This window comes from Nitrosomonas sp. Nm51 (assembly GCF_900111165.1).
Classification (GTDB): domain Bacteria; phylum Pseudomonadota; class Gammaproteobacteria; order Burkholderiales; family Nitrosomonadaceae; genus Nitrosomonas.
In genome coordinates this window covers 1-18,619 of sequence record NZ_FOGH01000051.1, presented here as the reverse complement: position 1 = coordinate 18,619, position 18,619 = coordinate 1, and the positions used below count along the sequence as shown (strand labels likewise).

The window sequence follows — 18,619 nt, the reverse complement described above, 5'->3', positions numbered from 1 at the left end:
TTCCTCAATAGCCACCCAATTGTCCGCTCCACAAATAACTGAACAAAGAGTGATAAAAAATATATCCTGGAGCTGATGTTTCTTTTGCCTATCCACTCTTGGGTCTTTTATACTTGAAAAATGATGAATGATTGAAGGCGTTGCCGTTGGTTTGTCTATCATTTGAAATCAAAATGATAAACCTAATACCTCAACTAATTTCTATTTTCAAGTATTTTTAAGCCCGATTGCCCTGTTTCTGCTCCAAACAAACATGATTCTTGATAGGCTGTTGTGTATCATTAATCCGTAGAAGTGGAAATTTATAGTCCGGTGTTATATGCAGGATGAGCAAATGATTATAAAATCATGGAAGCATCCATTTGAACAATAAAGGCCGCAAACCAGCATAAGGAGAACCATGGGCGCAATCTTTTTTTATATTTTTATTTATTTCATTGGTTATTATGGATCGGCAGTTTTTAATCTGCTCACAGTCCGTCCACTCGTCACTAACCGTTTTATGGCTGCGCTGGTTCCCGTCGTTGCAGTAGCTATCGCACACGCTTATATGATCGTAACCAAGCCGCCACCTGCATCACAGGATATCACCGTTGAATCGGCATTATTCACCTATGTAATCATGCCGGTGATTATTGTTTCGCTCGGCGCGGTATATTTTATGTGGAACTCCCGCAAGCCAGAAGAGGAAGAAACTGATGACAGCGACCGGGAAGCAGACGAAGAGCTTGATTCGAATACGGAAAATACTGAATCTGAGGGAGCTGCAGCGTCTGAAACAGCGGATATTCCTGACAACGAGCAATTGGATGATAACAAAACGGATAAAACCTCATGACCCATCCTGACATGAGACAGTCGGATAGCTGAATTCAAAAGGCCTTATTCGCTTTGCCACATTGAAATGGATTGAGAATAAGGCCTTAATTTACTAATGAACAGTTGCAGGTTCTTTTTCTGGCTCGCAAATTAAATCCGCACAATAGGTTTCATGAATGCCGTCAAGAAAACGCCATAAAGCATCACACGCTTCACGCGTAGCGGCCAGAACCTCTTCCTGTTTTTCAGGGGTATCGGCGAAACGCTCGATGATACCCCATTCAGCCTGTGAATGATATATGTCTGCCTGCTGATGTACTGAGAAGAACGCATAATCCTCTGGATCAGTCATCCCGTAAAACTTAGCCAAGCCGTCAATTTTGACCGCTGCGATATCAGGCACCTGTGATTCAAATGCATGCAGGGCTGCCAGACCGGCATAAAACGGCCGGTTCAAACAAATATCCCTGAATGTGGAAACCAGATTTTCCGTATTTGGCAACGCTTCGGCATTTGCGAGGCTTTTATCGTCCGCACCTAACGCAAACGCAAACGTTTTCCACAGTGCCGGATGATTGGTTTCACCGTGCTCTTCATCAACCAGATTTTGCAATACTTCCTGACGCACACTGATATCGCCGGAATTCGTCTCAGAGCTGAAATGCGGCGTGTTAAAGTGAACCGCACTTAAATAGGTAGGTTCTGCCAGTACATTGTAAAAATACTGCTCTGCGTAATGGCGCAACTGTTCTTTAGTCAATTTTCCTTCAGTCCAGGCCACATAGAAAGGATGTTTGAGCAGGTGCCTGGCGCTGATGGCATCGTTGACTTTTTGTTTAAAAAGATTGTCGGTTGTCATATGGGCTTTTCCTTTTTCATTAAACAAATTTTTACCTGTTTCAATCTCACGATATACAACTGTATTCTAGTGCTCTATCCATATGATATTGCCGGGTACAACGTTACCGTAATGTTATGCAACAAGACACAGTACGCAGGCAAGGCCCGTTTCCTTTTCAGGTACTGTAACGCGCTTGCAGAAACCACAGTAACGCCCTGCGGATGAACCTAGCGTCTATAGGTCTGCGCGATGCGTCTTCTGACAATAGAACGACTGTTTCCCGCAGGTCACGCCTTGATCTACACTGACAAGTTACTGAGCCCGGGAATGCCATATGGATAGAGCACTAGGTTGCATATCATCGCTAAATAATACCATCAAGTCAAATTTAGCTGACCCTGAAGGTTTTTAAATGACTCGCCAGATATCGACTGGCTGCGACCATGTTGCGCAGTGCAGGTCTGACTTCATCCCAACTGCGTGTTTTTAATCCGCAATCCGGATTGACCCACAACCGGTCAACTGGTATCCGTTGCGCAGCCTTTTTCATCAAACCGATTATGGAATCCACTGAAGGTATGTTTGGAGAATGAATATCATATACGCCGGGGCCAATCTCATTGGGATAGCGAAACTGATCAAACGCATTTAACAGTTCCATATCCGAACGTGAATTCTCAATGGTAATGACGTCCGCATCCATGTCCGCAATCGCTTCAATAATGTCGTTAAACTCAGAATAGCACATGTGCGTATGAATCTGGGTGGTATCCTGAACGCCGTTGGCAGCAATACGAAAAGCGCGAACGGCCCAGTCAAGATAAGTCTTCCACTGCGATTTTCGTAGCGGCAAACCCTCTCTGAGTGCAGCTTCATCAATCTGAATAATACCGATCCCCGCTGCTTCGAGAGCGAGAACCTCGTCGCGCACAGCTAAAGCCAGTTGCAAGCAGGTCTGTGCACTGGGCTGATCGTCACGTACGAATGACCAGTTCAGCATAGTAACAGGTCCCGTCAGCATTCCTTTCACTGGCTTGCTGGTCAGTGATTGCGCATACTGTATCCATTCAGTGCTGATTGGATGCGTATGCGCAACATCGCCGTAAATAATCGGCGGCTTAACGCACCGCGAACCGTAGGACTGTACCCACCCAAACTGGGTAAAAGCATATCCGGCCAGCTGTTCACCAAAATATTCCACCATATCGTTACGTTCAGGTTCACCGTGAACGAAAACATCAAGATCCAGCGCTTCCTGCTCCTGCACGCATGTCTCGATTTCCTTTTGCATCAATTTGCGATATTCCTGATCCGACAATTTGGATTTTCGTAAATCCAGCCTTGCTTGACGAATTGTCTGCGTTTGTGGAAATGAACCGATTGTTGTTGTCGGAAAAAGAGGTAATGATATTTTTTTGCGTTGTTTTACCGTGCGTTCTAAATAAGACGACTTACGCACCGCCATTGCATCACTGATTTCGTTCATGCGCGCTTTTACTGCTGGCCGGTGCACGCGGCCTGACTGCCGGCGGCTGTAAAGCGCTGCCGAGTTTTTCTCTAATTGTAACGAGACGCTGCTTCTGCCCTGGCTTAACGCCTTTGCTATTATTTCGATTTCATGTAGCTTCTGTATTGCAAACGCCAGCCAGGAACGAATCTCATCATCCAGTGTTTGCTCGCTGCCCAGATCGACCGGCACATGCAATAATGAGCACGACGGTGCAAGCCACAAACGATCCTGCAGTTCTGCGTGAACGGGTTCAAGCCAGTCCAGCAATTTACTCAAATCCGCCTTCCAGATATTTCGCCCATTGATAATACCCAGAGACAACACCTTATGACCCGGCAGCCAGTCTACTACTCTAGCCACTTCATCTTTGGCCGTGATCGCATCAAGATGCAATCCGCTCACTGGCAACTCGCATGCCAGCTGCAAATTATTTTGCAACTGGCCAAAATATGTCGTCAGCATTAACTTAACCGGCAAGGTTTGTAACTGATAATAAGCTTTTCTCAAAGCATGCTGCCAGTCCTGCCCAAGTTCCATGACGAGTATCGGTTCATCAATTTGTATCCATTCGCAGCCTGCTTGTTCAAGTGCATTCAATAACTGCGCATACACGCTGACCAGTTCGTCTAGTAAATCCAGTTTATTGGTATCATCTTTCGATTTACCCAGCCAGAGGTAAGTCACCGGCCCCAGAATAACAGGCTTCACACGGAAGCCGTGCTTGCGCCCCTCATTGATTTGCCGGAGCAGCGGATCTACATGCAGTGAAAAACGCGTGTTCTTATCAAACTCCGGCACGATATAGTGATAGTTCGTATCAAACCATTTGGTCATTTCACTGGCGTTGACACTACACTCATCTGCGTTATCAACAACCGCCCGGCCTCTTGCTGTACGAAAATAATGATCCAGTTTGCCGCCTGACAGCCTGCGCACGCGTTCCGGCACATTTCCCAGCATAAAGCTGGTGTCCAAGACATGGTCGTACAATGAAAAATCGCCCGCAGAAACCCAATCCAGCATCGACTGATCACACCAGTGCTGTTTGCGCAATTCTGCCGCTGTTTTGAGTAAGTCTTCTTGCGAAATTGTTTTTTTCCAGTAATTTTCCAATGCGAACTTCAATTCGCGTTTTCTTCCAATACGTGGAAATCCAAGATTATGCGTTGTTACCATAGTTTCTTCACCATTTGATTTTCAGAACGACTGGATAATTCTACAGACAAAAAATGATGCATAATAGTGATGATTTTTACCAATTCTATTAGGTTTACTAATACATGATCGAACACAGTCATCTCAGAATCATTCAGGCATTGCACACCAACGGCACATTGACGGAGGCCGCCAATACATTGTGCTTAAGCCAGCCGGCATTGTCTCATCAAATCAATTATCTTGAAAAAAAACTCGGCATAGCATTATGGCAAAAGGAAGGCCGCAATTTACGTCTGACCCAGGCGGGCATGTTGCTGCTGGATGTAGCCAATCAGGTGCTCCCGGTTTTATCGCAGGCGGAACATACACTCAAAGCGTATCGGGAAGGGCGTTGCGGCATTTTACGTATCGGCGTTGAATGCTATCCTTGTTTTGAATGGCTGAATGCTGTAATCGGACAGTTTATGCAGCAAATGCCGGACATTGACATCGATATTGTGCACAAATTTCAATTTTCGGGACTGGAAGGGTTATTAAACCATCATATAGATCTTTTAATTACACCCGATTTGATCAAAAAAGAAAAAATCCATTACGAAGTGCTGGCCGAATATCAGCTTATGCTGCTGGTTTCACCCGATCATCCGCTTGCTGCTGACAAACCAATCACACCGGAAGACCTGTGTCGCGAAACACTCTTAGCTTTTCCTGTTTCAATGGAGCGGCTGGATATATTAACGCGTTTTCTGGCGCCCGGCCATCATGCACCGGCTCATATAAAACATATTGAATCGCTTGAAATAATGCTGCAAATGACAGCGATGAATCGTGGTGTATGTGTTTTACCGGAGTGGTTGGCGAATCTAAAAATGAATCATTTGAAGCTGAAAAAAATACCTATTGGCAGGAAAGGCCTTTCCCAGCAATTATTTTTAGCCATGAGACAACGGGACAAATCCATTCCGTATATGATGAAATTTAAGCAGGTCGGTCAAAAAGCGGCCGGCAATATAATGAAAGAATGACATGCGTTGATTTTATCCAAACAATTGCTCGTATAGTAAACTCCTAGCACTCTATCAATATGATATTGCCGGGTTCTGTGAGTTTGTCAGTGTTCATGACAAGGCGTGCCTAGCAGGCAATAGCGTTCTATTGCCAAAAGACTCAACGCAGTCCCATGGATGCTGACAAGCTCACCCATCGGGCGTTGCCATGGTGTCCTGCAACCGTGTTACAGTACTTGAAAAGGGAACAACGCTTTCCTGCGTACTGTGCCTTGTTGCACAACACCATGGTAACGCTGTACCTGGCAATATCATATTGATAGAGTACTAGTCTTTTGACCGGGAAAGTTCTATGGATGAACAATCAAGCCTGTTTGCGCTTTTTACCAGCAGCTTTCTTGCTGCGACATTACTGCCCGGCGGGTCTGAAGCCGTTTTGGCCGGCGTCCTAATTGCATATCCAGACCTGCTCTGGCACGCATTGATTCTGGCTACAATCGGCAATACACTGGGTGGTATGAGTTCTTACTTGATTGGGCGCTTGTTGCCGGATAAGGAAGCTTTGCTAAAAAAAACGGGAGCCAGTTCACGCGGTTTAGACTGGGTTCATGGCCGCGGCGCCCCAATTCTCTTACTGTCATGGGCGCCTGTTATTGGCGATGCATTATGCGTTGCAGCCGGTTGGTTAAGAATCAGCTGGTTATGGGCCATGCTGTTCATGGCTGCCGGTAAATTCGCCCGTTACTGGGCAGTTGCTTCTGCGGCCAATACAGTGGCCGCATCATTCAGTTAGTAATTCAGCTTTCTTGCTAACTGTCTTCAAACAACTTCTGCAGTTCGCCATTCTGGTACATTTCTGTCAGAATATCAGAGCCGCCAATGAATTCACCACCTACATATAACTGTGGAATAGTCGGCCACTCCGAGTAGTCCTTGATGCCCTGGCGTATTTCCGGATCCTGCAAAACATCGACAGTAAAAAGATCTTTTACGCCGCAGGCATTGAGAATGTTCACGGCATTTGCTGAAAAGCCGCATTGCGGCTGTTCGGGCGATCCCTTCATATACAGTACGACAGGATTGTTTTTAACTTGCTGTTCAATGGTATCCTCTACACTCATCTTCGATATGCTCCTTATTAATTTCCAGACAGAATAGAAAAAAATTCTGTCACATTGCTTGATTAATGATAATAGCAGTTAACAGGTCAACAGGGGCGGTCAATTCGTTATTCTGCCACTGGATAAAGCAGTTTATCCGCAATAACTGCCGCCACTAACACGCTCAATACCGGCCAGATCCTTGAGCGAATAAATCTTCCGGAACCCGTTCATTTGCAGCAACTGTTGACAAGCAGCGGCCTGATCATATCCATGCTCCAGCAACAACTCTCCACCGTCAGCCAGATATGCCGGCGCGGTTGCAATAATATGACGGATACAGGCCAGCCCGTTGTCTTGTGTAGACAATGCAAGATCAGGTTCAAAACGTAAATCACCCTGCTGCAAATGCGGATCGTTTTCGGCGACATAAGGTGGATTGGATACTATCAGGTCAAACGCTGCTCCCGTATCTAGTGTATCAAACCAGTCGCCTTGTACGATATGGATATTATTTACTGAAAGTTTCTGAGCATTCCATCGGGCAATATCAATAGCGTCGATCGATATATCGACAGCAGTAACGCATGCAGCCGGTCTGTGTCTGGCTATAGTAATGCCAATCGCGCCGCTGCCGGTACCAAGATCAAGAATTTTGCGCGGGCGGGATTCCGGAATGTGCGCGAGCGCTGTTTCAACGAGTAATTCGGTTTCCGGCCGCGGAATCAACACTGCAGGAGAAACTTTGAAGCCGAGATCGTAAAATTCGCGCTTACCCGTAAGATATGCGACTGGAACGCCGTGTTCACGCTGCGAAACCAGTTTTAAGAACCGTGCTGCATTTTCTGAAGTCAGCCTGGTTTCAGCATGTGTGATTAAAAATGCATGATTGACCTGCAGCACATGCTGCAGCAGCAGGCGTGCGTCTATGCGTTCGATTTTCCGGTAAGACCAGTCCAGCACCTGCTGAACAGTCGCTAAAGAATCGACTGTTGAAGTTTGATTGCACAAAAGTTGATTCAACATATCTGCTCAGGTAGAAAAAGTAGCGTGAAACGACGATTATTCTTCCATTGAAGCGGCCAGCTGTTCCGCCTGGTGCTCTGCCACCAATGCCGAACATATTTCGTCCAAATCGCCGTCCATAATCTGGTCCATTTTATACAGCGTCAGGTTAATACGATGATCAGTCACGCGCCCCTGCGGGAAATTATATGTGCGAATACGTCCGGAACGTTCCCCTGTGCCCACCAGCGATTTACGGGTTGCCGCCTGCTCAGCCTGTTGCGCCTGCATTTGTTTGGCATGAATTCGCGCCGCCAGGACACTCATGGCCTGCGCCTTATTTTTATGTTGCGAACGGGCGTCCTGACACTCTACAACGATGCCGGTAGGCAAATGTGTCACTCTGACCGCTGAATCTGTTTTATTGATATGCTGCCCGCCAGCACCTGAAGCACGAAACGTATCGATACGTAATTCAGCCGGATTGAGCTCCACTTCACTGATTTCATCGGCTTCCGGAATGACGGCGACAGTACATGTCGAGGTATGAACGCGGCCCTGCGTCTCGGTTACAGGTACACGCTGAACACGATGTCCGCCGGATTCAAATTTCAGCCGCGAATACGCACCCTGCCCTGTGATTTTAGCAATAATTTCCTTGTAACCGCCAACATCCGACGGGCTCTGCGAAATGATTTCAACCTGCCAGTTCTGCCTTTCAGCATAGCGCGAGTACATCCGGAACAGATTGCCGGCAAAAAGCGCAGATTCATCACCGCCTGTTCCCGCGCGAATTTCCAGAAATATATTGCGGTCGTCGTTGGGATCTTTTGGCAGCAACTGCTTTTGCAATTCTGTTTCAATTGTTGCAAGCTTGTCTTTGCCGGACTGCATCTCAGCTTCTGCAAATTCACGCATTTCAGGATCGCCCGACATCTCCCGGGCGGTTTTAATATCCTGTTCGGTTTGTTGATATGCATGGTACAAATCAACAATCGGAATAATTTCAGCATGTTCACGTGTCAATTTGCGGAAATTATCAAGATCGGCGGTTGCGGTCTCGCTGCTCAACAATTGATTGAGTTCTTCCAGGCGCACACTCAGGCGTTCAAGTCTGTTGGTCAGGCTGGCTTTCATTGCGGTCTGTGTAGTTGATAAAGCCGGTTAACCAGTTCAACCAGTTGTTCGCGTTCCGCTGCAGCGGCATGGTTCAGTGAGCTTGAAGGAATATGCAAAAACTTATTCATCAGGCCGTGGCTTAAAGATTCCATCACCTTTAGCGGATCTTCACCTCTGGCAAGCAGTTTGCTGGCACGCTCCAGCTCGTGCCGGCGGTAGCGTTCGCCTTGATCGCGCAGCGCCCGGATGGTCGGAACCAGTTCACGCGTTGCCAGCCAGCGCATGAAATCGATGACATTGTTGTCAATAATCGCTTCAGCCTGAGCAACCGCGCTTTGCCGGGCATCCATGCCTTCCTTGACAATTTCTGAAAGATCATCGACATAATAGAGAAAAACATCATCCAGCTCAGAAACTTCCAACTCGACATCCCGCGGCACGGCCAGATCAACAATGAAAATCGGCCGGTGTTTCCGTGTTTTGATAGCCCGTTCGACCATACCTTTGCCGAGAATTGGCAGCGGACTGGCTGTGCAGGTTACAACAATATCGTGCAACGCCAGCTGTTCAGGCAAGTCTGCCAATGTAATCGCTCTGGCATTAAACCGTTTGGACAATGCCTGTGCACGTTCAATGGTCCGGTTGGCGACGGTAATGTTTTTAGGATTACGCGATGCAAAATGGCTGGCGCATAAATCGATCATTTCACCGGCTCCGATAAACAGCACGCGCTGCTCGCCAATCTCGCCAAAAATACGTTCAGCAAGCCGTGCGGCCGCAGCAGCCATTGATACAGAATTCGAACCGATTTCAGTCGAGGTGCGCACTTCCTTGGCAACATAAAACGTGCGCTGAAATAATTTATGCAACAGCATCCCCAGTGTGCCTGCATTCTCGGCAGATTTAACAGCGGTTTTTAGTTGACCCAGAATCTGCGGTTCACCCAGAACCATTGAGTCGAGACCACTGGCAACGCGAAATGCATGCTTGACAGCATGCTCACGTAACAATTTATACAGGTAAGGTTCCAGTTCATGTGTGGATAAATGATGAAAATCAGCCAGCCAGTTCATGGCTTCATCGGGCTTGTCCGTACTGCAATAGACTTCTGTTCGATTGCAGGTTGAGACAATTGCTGCTTCTTTGATCTGGTTACGGCCGACCAGATCATGCAAAGCGTCTTCCATGGAATTTTCAGGAAATGTCACCTGTTCACGCACATCCAGCGGCGCAGTGTTATGGTTTATACCAAAGGCAAATAGCTGCATGAAAATTTAAAGTATCAGCAATTGGCAACGAATGAAAAACTTATCATTATAATATCAAGCGTATTTAAATACTATCTATGTAACTTATTTGTTCATTCTATTATGAATATGTTCACTATGACACCGTGACCGGTCCTGTTAGCAGGCAATGCAAAACATCATCAATACCATGTATCGCATGCCTTATAAAGACGCTTTGCGCAGTACTGTCTGGTTGTTGTATTGAAAAATGATTAACTGTGCAATATGTTATTTTGAAGGTATACTTCGGCTGCTAACAAAGTACAGAACAAAATCAATGTCTTGCACAAGGTGTATCAATTTATTGATTTTGAACCGTAATAACACTGACAATTAAGCGAAACTAAAAATTTGGTCACGGAGAATTTATGAAAAAAAATATTGTTTATGTTCTTTTATTTCTGGCGCTGAGCATCCCCGCTACTGTTTTTGCCGATACGGAAGAAGAAAATTCAGACGCTGTTGAAACCGAGACGCAAGCGGATGAAACAAACGAACTGGAAAGCGGAAACGGCTGGAAAACCATGTTCGTAGCCGAATTAGGCAAGTCCGGAAAGAAAGTACATATGGTGCTTGTTGAGCAAAAACGGAATACTGATAAAACAGTTTACAGCAATGCAATAAACCGCTTATGCCAGGGTGAAGATGATTTCTGTAGGGTCCGATTCTGGAGCAATGCGCGTTACATACCTGAGCGTGCTGCGTTGACGGCAGAACAAAACAAACAACTGAAAGCCGACTATCTGTTCAATAAGACAGCAGGCATGAAGGAATTGCGCTGGTCTTGTGGTATCGATCCCAATAGCCAGAACTGTCTTCCTTAACAAACCGTTGAAAAGACGTTTTCGAATCAGCCGGCACAGAACAAAAACAGGTAACAAATTTTGAACTTGTTTTTAATACTTAAGCGGCTAAGCAGACAGTTTTTCAACAGCCCGTTAAAATCACAAGCATTTAAAAACGGCTATATAAATGAAAATCATACTTATAGCCGTTTTTAATTTCAATCGCTAAACTTCTTCTACTTCACCTTTTACAAGCAGCCCTGCAGTTATTAGTCGTTCATTGGTAAACTGTTCATATATGCAATGCGCGGTTATTTGCATCCAGCGCCGCTTCATGCAACACCTCGGATAACGATGGATGCGCATGTACAATACAGGCGATATCCTCACTGCTGGCAGAAAACTCCATGGCCATCACTGCTTCGGAGATAAGCTCTGAGACATGCGGACCGATCATATGAATCCCCAATACCCGGTCTGTTTCAGCGTCCGCAATAACTTTTATCAGACCGGTTGCGGCATTCATCGCGCGTGCGCGACCGTTGGCGATAAACGGAAATTGCCCGACCTTATATGCGGTGCCCGCTTTCTTGAGTTCCTGTTCATTTTTTCCCACCCAGGCAATTTCGGGTGCGGTATAAATGACCCAGGGTATAGTATTGAAGTTAACCGGTTCAGTTTTATGCTGACGGTCTTTTTCCCTGGCTGCAATCGCTTCCGCGACGGCAACGCCTTCTTCTGAGGCCTTGTGTGCCAGCATGGGCCCGCGTACCACATCACCGACTGCAAAAACATTGGCCAAGCGAGTCTGGCAAAATTCATCCACGTCAATAAAACCACGTTCGTCTACTTCCAGACCATTTTCATCCAAGCCCAAATCCGTTGTATTCGGCATTCTTCCGATGGCAACAATTAATTTGTCAACATCCAGCTTTTGTTTATTGCCATCAGTATCCTGATAGTGCACTGTCACGGATTTTTTACTGGTCTTGACTGATTCTATTTTAATACCCGTATGAATATTCAGACCCGGTTCTTTAGAGAAGATTTTCTTGGCTTCTTTTGCAATTTGTTCATCGGCCGCCATCAGAAAATCCGGCATTGCTTCCAATACCGTCACTTCAGATCCCAGACGACGCCAAACACAGCCCATTTCCAGGCCGATGACACCCGCGCCAACAACACCCAAACGCCCAGGTGTTTCCGACAGTGCCAATGCACCAGTATTATCGAGTATTTTTTCATTGTCGATATCCGCCATCGGCAACTGGCGCGGAACCGAACCGGTGGCTATAATCACATATTTAGCCTGAATCGTCTGCGTGTTATCGTCGTCCTTGACCTCTATACACCAGGTATCGTCCGTATCAGAACGCTTGAGCAGTCTTCCCGTTCCCAACACTGATTTCACTTTATTTTTTTTGAATAAAGATGCAATACCTGCTGTGAACGTTGTAACAATTTTATCTTTTCTGGCTATCATTGCCGGCACGTCCACCGTCGCGCCTTCCACTTGAATACCATGCACCGAGATTTTGTGTTTGACCTGAAAATAATACTCGGACGACTCGAGTAACGTTTTGGATGGAATGCAACCAACATTGAGACACGTACCACCCAGACTCGCGCGTCCACGCGCGTTTTTCCATGCATCAATACATACTGTATTCAAACCTAACTGTGCACAGCGTATGGCTGCAACATATCCGCCCGGACCTCCGCCAATTACTGCAACGTCTACTGTATCTGACATATTCTCTCTTTTATCATAAAAATAAATATCGTTATTTTACTAGAGTTTGAAGTATAACAAGACAATAAACACATCAGTGACCAATATCGAGCAGGTTGCGTGTATCCATAACAATACTTCCTGTAAAGAACACGCTTGAATATCCCGCAACTCACGGTAAAATAGCACGGTTTTATCTACTGCGGTTTATATGCCTTCAAGTTGCCAACGCGGGTGCAAACACACTCTGCCCACACCTGCCGGAAACCATTCTCCGATGTAAGCTATGTTTGAAATTGTATCCAATCTGGGCCAGTGGGCACAGTTAACAGCTAACCTGATTTTATTCGGCAGTTGTTTTTTTCTTGCCCTCACCTGGCAAAAAAAATCTGCTCTGGAAATTTCCTCTTCATGGCTGGCCCGGCTGGAAAAAGGATTCCCCTGGCTGGCAGGACTGGTTGTGATCGGGCTTATCGTCGTTCTGGCATCAACCACCGGCGAAGCTACTGGCGACGTATCCAATGCTTTGGATGCGGCGGCGTGGCTGCAATTTATCGAGCAGACCCAAGTCGGATTTATTGCGTTGATCCGGGTCATCCTGGCGGCAATTTTATTTGCAGTGATCCTCGGATTGCTGCGTAAAGACAGGAAACGCTGGCATTATATTGTATGTGCAGTGACTGCCTCATTGCCTCTGATAGCCGGCACATTTGTGAGTCATTCAAGCGCAGACGAAATGTCGTTTGTTTCAATCGCGCCTTTTGCTTTACATGTACTGCTGGCCGGAATGTGGTTTGGCGCATTACCGGCGTTTATGCTGATTATCCTGAACAGCAACAGAGAATTTGACAAAGTCACACGTGTATTGAATGCCGAATTTCTGGAAAAATTTTCCGTCATGGCTTTACCGGTGATGCTGCTGTTAATCGTAACCGGATTAATTGTAACCGACCGTATGATTGAAGACGACTATCATACGCTGGTTGCGAGTCCTTATGGCTGGCTGTTGAATCTGAAACTGTTTATACTGGCACTCATACTGGCCATTGCTTACCGGGCACGATACACATGGCTGCCTTTGTTTGCACAGATCGATATTAACGACCAAATCAGGCAAGGCATCGCTCATCTCAGAAAATGGATACGATTAGAATTAATACTGGCTCTGCTATTAATGTTCGTTGCCACCATCCTGGCCAACACGCTGCCTGCCAAGCACACAATTATTGCACATTGGCCGTTTCCATTCCGTTTTGCATTTGATACCGCATCCGAGGAATCTCTGGATGATGTGTTATTCTGGTCCGGCACCGCTTTGTTTTTTATCGCGTTATGTCTAGCCTGGATGGGTATGCAATTACGCTGGAACTGGAAACACAAATTTTTCCTGCCGGGTGCGCTGGCTGTGACCGCAGCTGCCGTTGCACTGCCTCCGATTATCATCGAGGCGTATCCTGAAACCTATTTAAAACCGCTGATTCCACTTGACGCCATATCGATTTCGCACGGCGCGCATCTGTTTGCAGAGCATTGCGCAGATTGTCACGGCCCGCAGGGGAAAGGAAACGGCAAACTTGCGCAAACATTGTCGTCGATTCCGACCGATCTGCTGACAGAACCGCACACAGCCGGACATACTGCCGGCAACTTTTATCACTGGATAGCGCAGGGCATTCCTGAGACCGATATGCCCGGCTTTACCGAAACCCTGACTGATGAAGATATCTGGGACGTGGTAAATTTTTTACATGCCTTAGCGCGCGGATTTGACGCGCGCCTCCTCGGCACCATGATTATTCCGGAAACGCCCGCTATAGCCGCACCAGTTTTTTACTATGCAGCCAGTGGCGACAGCAGCGGCGATTTGAAGGATTTCCGCTATCGCAAAAACACCATTCTGGTTTTATTTTCATGGCCACAGTCGCACCAACGCCTGACTCAGTTAAAACATGCTTATGAACGCGTTACACAGAATCATAACGCCGAAATACTGGCTGTTCCGATGCACGAACTTGATCAACAGGCAATACAGGATGTAACCGATATTGTTCCCTTCCCGGTTGTCACGGAAGGTTGGCGGGAAATCTTCGATACGTATCTGCTTTACCGGCGGGTCAGAGCAGTACCGGACTTGAACGGTCCCGGTATGACGCCGGTGCATATAGAATTTATGATAGACCGTTTCGGTTATTTACGCGCACGCTGGAATGCACAGTTTGAAGGGTTTGGCTGGCAGAACATACATGCATTGACACAACAGCTGAAATTGCTCAATAAGGAAAACGAAATCATGCCGCCACCCGATGATCATGCGCATTAACTTTCCTCGGTTCAGTGTTATCCGTACAACTGGCGTCTAAGGCCGCAGCGCGTCAGAATAATTGCACTGATTTCCTCGATCGATATATGCGTGGTATCGAGATACGGAATACCGCGCTTACGAAACAACGATTCCTGCCACTGAATTTCTTTTTCACACTGTGCAAGCGATGCGTATTGACTGTTCGGACGGCGCTCGCTGCGAATTGAGTGCAATTGAGCAGCACTCAGCGTCAATCCGAATAATTTGCTTTTAACATTTTCCAGCACCTGCGGCATGGCCTGCGTATGCATATCATCCGGTGTCAGTGGATAATTGGCTGCGGCGATACCGTATTGCAACCCCAGATACAGACAGGTCGGCGTTTTTCCCGTACGTGAAATACCGACCAAAATAATATCTGCCTCAGAAAATTGCTTGGGACTGACACCGTCATCGTGTGCGAGTACATAATTAATCGCCGCAATCCGTTTGAAGTATGACAGATGATGCTGCAAACCATGGGAGCGTCCTGCCATGCGTACGAACGGCTGGTGCAGTTCTTCCTCGACAGAACAAATAAAAGTTTCAAAGAAATCAAAGATACGGCAGTTCGACTGTTTAATGACCGCGAGCACTTCCGGATTCAGCAGAGTACTGAACACCAAAGGCCTGTTATCCTCGCGATCTGCAATCTGATTGATTTGCGCCGATACAGTTCTGGCTTGCTCAATATCGTCGAGAAAAGGAACGCTGACAATCTCCCATTCAATACCGTCGAACTGCGTCAGTAAACTATGACCCAGTGTTTCTGCTGTAATGCCGGTACGGTCGGACAGATAAAAGACAGTCCGCTGCTGTTTAGTCATGCCGGATTTTAGCCAGCTCAAGCCATGTCTGTATCACGGAATCGGGATTGAGCGACAGACTGCTGACGCCCTGTTCATAAAGCCAGCGTGCGAAATCGGGATAATCCGATGGGCCCTGCCCGCAGATACCGACATACTTATGCTGTTTGCGGCAGGCATCTATCGCCATTTTGAGTAATTTCTTAACCGCAGGATTGCGCTCGTCGAACACTTGTGAAACCAGAGCGGAATCCCGGTCGATACCCAATGTCAGTTGTGTCATGTCATTGGATCCGATAGAGAAACCGTCAAAAAACTGCAAAAATTCTTCCGCAAGCAACGCATTGGAAGGAATCTCGCACATCATGATTAACCGCAAGTCATTCGCTCCGCGTTCAAGACCCTGCGAAGCCAACAGCGCCGTGATCTGTCCGGCCTCTTCCAGCGTGCGGCAAAACGGGATCATGATCTCAACGTTCGTCAGGTCCATCTCATTGCGCACTTTGCGCAACGCCCTGCACTCCAGCTCAAAGCAGCCTCTAAAGTCATCTGAAAAATAACGGGAAGCGCCACGAAAACCAATCATGGGATTTTCCTCATGCGGCTCATACCGCTCACCCCCGGTCAGATTCGCATATTCGTTTGATTTAAAATCAGAAGTACGCACAATAACCGGGCGGGGATAAAAAGCGGCTGCCAGCGTAGCGATTCCTTCGACCAGTTTTTCCACATAAAAATCAACCGGGCTCGCGTAACCGCCTGTACGCTCGCCGATTTCTTTTTTCAGGTCATCGGGAAGCCGGTCTAATTCCAGCAATGCTTTAGGATGAATACCGATGGTATTACTGATAATGAATTCCAGCCTGGCAAGCCCGACACCTTGATTGGGAATGCGGGAAAATGAAAACGCATACGAGGGATTACCCACATTTACCATGACCTTGACCGGTAATTCAGGCAATTCTCCGGTATTTACACTGTTATGCTGGTATTTCAGCATTCCCTCATACACATAACCCGCGTCACCTTCAGCACAGGAAACCGTGACAGTCACACCATTCTGAATGCTTGATGTCGCATCGCCGCACCCGACAACCGCCGGGATGCCCATCTCCCTGGCGATAATGGCCGCATGACAGGTACGGCCGCCACGATTGGTGACAATGGCGGCAGCACGTTTCATTATCGGCTCCCAATCCGGATCCGTCATATCGGTCACCAGCACATCGCCCGGCTGCACTTCGTGCATTTGATCAATACTCATGATCTGACGCGCAATGCCCTGACCTATTTTCTGACCGACAGCGCGTCCTGCGGCCAGAACCGGCCCTTTTTCGAGCAACTGAAAACGCTCCATAACCGGCTTGTCGCGGCTTTCGACAGTTTCTGGGCGCGCCTGCACAATATACAGCTGACCGTCCACACCATCCAGCGCCCATTCAATATCCATCGGACGGCCATAATGCTGTTCTATGGTCACGCCCTGATGCGCCAGTGCTTCAACCTGGCTGTCCGATAAGGCAAAGCGCATGCGCCGCTCTGTCTCCACCTTCCGCGTCAGCGTCGCAGTATCACCGGCATGGTGCCGGTCGGCATACATCATTTCAACCGCCTTGGTGCCTAAGCGGCGTGAAAGTATCGCGGGACGACCGGCCTGCAAGTTGTTTTTATACACATAGAATTCATCCGGATTTACGGTGCCTTGAACAATGGTTTCGCCAAGACCATACGCCGCAGTAATAAAAACAGCATTGCGGAAACCTGATTCGGTATCCAGTGTAAACATGACACCGCTGGCTCCCAGATCGCTGCGTACCATTTTCTGGATGCCTGCCGACAAAAACACCTTATCGTGCGGGAAATGCTGATGTACCCGATAGGCAATAGCGCGGTCATTATACAAAGAAGCAAAAACGATTTTAATCGCTTCAAACAGTTGATCCAGCCCCTGCACATTCAGCAACGTTTCCTGTTGTCCCGCAAAAGAAGCGTCAACGAGGTCTTCGGCTGTGGCAGAAGAACGTACCGCAAACGACACACGATCACTGTCAGCAACGTTGGCAACCAGTTTTTCGTAAGCGCGCGTCACGTCCTGCAATATGTTATCCGGCAACACAGACCGATAGATCCAGGCGCGTATCGTCTTGCCCGCGGCAGTTAATGCATTGATGTCTTCAATATCCAGTGCATTCAACAAATCATTAATGCGTTCGGCAAGCTGATTGGCAGACAGAAATTCCCGGTACGCGGCTGTCGTGGTTGCAAACCCGGGTGGCACATTGACCCCCGCCTGTGCAAGGTGACGGATCATTTCGCCAAGGGATGCATTCTTGCCGCCCACACGCGCCACATCGTTCATCGTCAACTGATCAAACCACATGACATACTCAGTCATTGTTTGTACACTCCTGTCGATCATTCACCGATTGGATTCCCTCTGCATAGTACGCCAGTGGGGGTGTTGACAATCAGAGAATTATTTAAAAACTATAGCAGCGTATAGTACTGTACTATTACTACGTGTACTATAGCGTTGTCTGGTTACACGGTTGCTGAGTCAGCAGAAGCGGCATTTCCGCTTAATTCGAAACCCCGGCTTTAAAAAACATATCGTACATTACCTGCAACCAACATGACAAAACAATGATCTATGCGTTACTTAAACTGGCACATACCATCGGTGTCATTTTGATTGGCGGCGGTTTAATCGGCGTATGGATAAATGATTTACGATCGCGCCAAACCAGTGAGTTAATCCGCTTTTCGGAATCTGTACGTAACATCGCATTATTTTACGATGCCGTGGTGGTACCCGGCGCAATTGTTCTGCTCATTTCAGGATCCTGGATGATTGCAACACACTATGGCGGCTGGAATTTCATTCATATCCCCTGGCTCGCCGGCATGGTTTTTCTTTTTGTTTTCGAATTTGTTGAAGGTAACACAGTAACGCGCGCCTATTTTGTTCGGTTAAACCTAAATTCCTCAGTTAGCTGGAATCAAATGCCAACGTAGCGGGAAATGAATCAAGAAATTGTGATTTCTGGGGTTTGCTGGCAATAATTTTACTGATGATATAACGCACCAAGGCTGGCCAGCGACCTGCT

At 47.2% G+C, this 18,619-nt stretch carries 16 protein-coding genes; 6 read left to right on the top strand and 10 right to left on the bottom strand.

What is annotated here, in order from left to right:
- Nucleotides 1-162: transposase family protein (locus BMY60_RS12780; protein WP_143057391.1), on the bottom strand; the 162-nt coding region annotated here is incomplete at its 3' end.
- A 238-nt stretch (nucleotides 163-400) separates the two neighbouring features.
- Here BMY60_RS12780 and BMY60_RS12775 point away from each other — a divergent pair.
- Nucleotides 401-838 (top strand): hypothetical protein, encoded by a 438-nt coding sequence (locus BMY60_RS12775; RefSeq protein ID WP_090334137.1) that lies wholly within the window; start codon nucleotides 401-403, stop codon nucleotides 836-838.
- Between the two features lie 93 nt (nucleotides 839-931).
- Here the strand turns inward: BMY60_RS12775 and BMY60_RS12770 are convergent, their stop codons facing one another.
- Nucleotides 932-1,678, bottom strand: coding sequence for a 4-aminobenzoate synthase (locus BMY60_RS12770; RefSeq protein ID WP_090334135.1), 747 nt, complete (start codon nucleotides 1,676-1,678; stop codon nucleotides 932-934).
- 370 nt (nucleotides 1,679-2,048) lie between these two features.
- Nucleotides 2,049-4,346, bottom strand: a complete 2,298-nt coding sequence (gene metE / locus BMY60_RS12765) for a 5-methyltetrahydropteroyltriglutamate--homocysteine S-methyltransferase (RefSeq protein ID WP_090334133.1) — start codon at nucleotides 4,344-4,346, stop codon at nucleotides 2,049-2,051.
- 104 nt (nucleotides 4,347-4,450) lie between these two features.
- Here metE and BMY60_RS12760 point away from each other — a divergent pair, with 104 nt between their 5' ends.
- The gene (locus tag BMY60_RS12760) at nucleotides 4,451-5,353 is read left to right on the top strand and encodes a LysR family transcriptional regulator (protein WP_090334132.1); all 903 of its coding nucleotides are present in this window, start codon (nucleotides 4,451-4,453) and stop codon (nucleotides 5,351-5,353) included.
- Nucleotides 5,354-5,687: 334 nt separating this feature from the next.
- Nucleotides 5,688-6,128, top strand: coding sequence for a YqaA family protein (locus BMY60_RS12755; RefSeq protein WP_090334131.1), 441 nt, complete (start codon nucleotides 5,688-5,690; stop codon nucleotides 6,126-6,128).
- A gap of 16 nt (nucleotides 6,129-6,144) precedes the next feature.
- Here the strand turns inward: BMY60_RS12755 and grxD are convergent, their stop codons facing one another.
- From grxD to hemA, 4 genes are all read right to left on the bottom strand, one after another.
- The gene (gene grxD, locus BMY60_RS12750) at nucleotides 6,145-6,456 is read right to left on the bottom strand and encodes a Grx4 family monothiol glutaredoxin (RefSeq protein WP_090334130.1); all 312 of its coding nucleotides are present in this window, start codon (nucleotides 6,454-6,456) and stop codon (nucleotides 6,145-6,147) included.
- Between the two features lie 132 nt (nucleotides 6,457-6,588).
- Nucleotides 6,589-7,461: a peptide chain release factor N(5)-glutamine methyltransferase gene (prmC, locus tag BMY60_RS12745; protein WP_090334128.1), complete on the bottom strand. Its 873-nt coding sequence runs from the start codon at nucleotides 7,459-7,461 to the stop codon at nucleotides 6,589-6,591.
- Between the two features lie 36 nt (nucleotides 7,462-7,497).
- On the bottom strand, nucleotides 7,498-8,577 hold the full coding sequence (gene prfA, locus BMY60_RS12740) for a peptide chain release factor 1 (RefSeq protein ID WP_090334127.1): 1,080 nt from the start codon (nucleotides 8,575-8,577) through the stop codon (nucleotides 7,498-7,500).
- Nucleotides 8,574-9,827 carry a glutamyl-tRNA reductase gene (gene hemA / locus BMY60_RS12735; protein ID WP_090334125.1) on the bottom strand — a complete coding sequence of 418 codons (1,254 nt, stop codon included), beginning with the start codon at nucleotides 9,825-9,827 and terminating at the stop codon, nucleotides 8,574-8,576. The genes prfA and hemA overlap by 4 nt, the downstream gene beginning before the upstream one ends.
- 389 nt (nucleotides 9,828-10,216) lie before the next feature.
- Here hemA and BMY60_RS12730 point away from each other — a divergent pair, with 389 nt between their 5' ends.
- Nucleotides 10,217-10,672: a hypothetical protein gene (locus BMY60_RS12730; protein WP_090334123.1), complete on the top strand. Its 456-nt coding sequence runs from the start codon at nucleotides 10,217-10,219 to the stop codon at nucleotides 10,670-10,672.
- Between the two features lie 253 nt (nucleotides 10,673-10,925).
- On the opposite strand, the gene lpdA is transcribed toward BMY60_RS12730, so the two are convergent.
- Nucleotides 10,926-12,386 carry a dihydrolipoyl dehydrogenase gene (gene lpdA, locus BMY60_RS12725; RefSeq protein ID WP_090334122.1) on the bottom strand — a complete coding sequence of 487 codons (1,461 nt, stop codon included), beginning with the start codon at nucleotides 12,384-12,386 and terminating at the stop codon, nucleotides 10,926-10,928.
- A 265-nt stretch (nucleotides 12,387-12,651) separates the two neighbouring features.
- Between lpdA and BMY60_RS12720 the strand changes: the two genes are divergently transcribed.
- A complete protein-coding gene (locus BMY60_RS12720) occupies nucleotides 12,652-14,685 on the top strand; it encodes a CopD family protein (protein ID WP_090334120.1) in 2,034 nt (677 codons plus the stop codon).
- 17 nt (nucleotides 14,686-14,702) lie between these two features.
- Here the strand turns inward: BMY60_RS12720 and BMY60_RS12715 are convergent, their stop codons facing one another.
- Nucleotides 14,703-15,533: a posphoenolpyruvate synthetase regulatory kinase/phosphorylase PpsR gene (locus tag BMY60_RS12715; protein WP_090334119.1), complete on the bottom strand. Its 831-nt coding sequence runs from the start codon at nucleotides 15,531-15,533 to the stop codon at nucleotides 14,703-14,705.
- Nucleotides 15,526-17,907 carry a phosphoenolpyruvate synthase gene (gene ppsA / locus BMY60_RS12710; RefSeq protein WP_090334117.1) on the bottom strand — a complete coding sequence of 794 codons (2,382 nt, stop codon included), beginning with the start codon at nucleotides 17,905-17,907 and terminating at the stop codon, nucleotides 15,526-15,528. The genes BMY60_RS12715 and ppsA overlap by 8 nt, the downstream gene beginning before the upstream one ends.
- A gap of 248 nt (nucleotides 17,908-18,155) precedes the next feature.
- Between ppsA and BMY60_RS12705 the strand changes: the two genes are divergently transcribed.
- Entirely contained in the window at nucleotides 18,156-18,527 is a 372-nt protein-coding gene (locus BMY60_RS12705) for a DUF2269 family protein (protein ID WP_090334116.1), read from the top strand.
- Nucleotides 18,528-18,619: the final 92 nt, after the last annotated feature.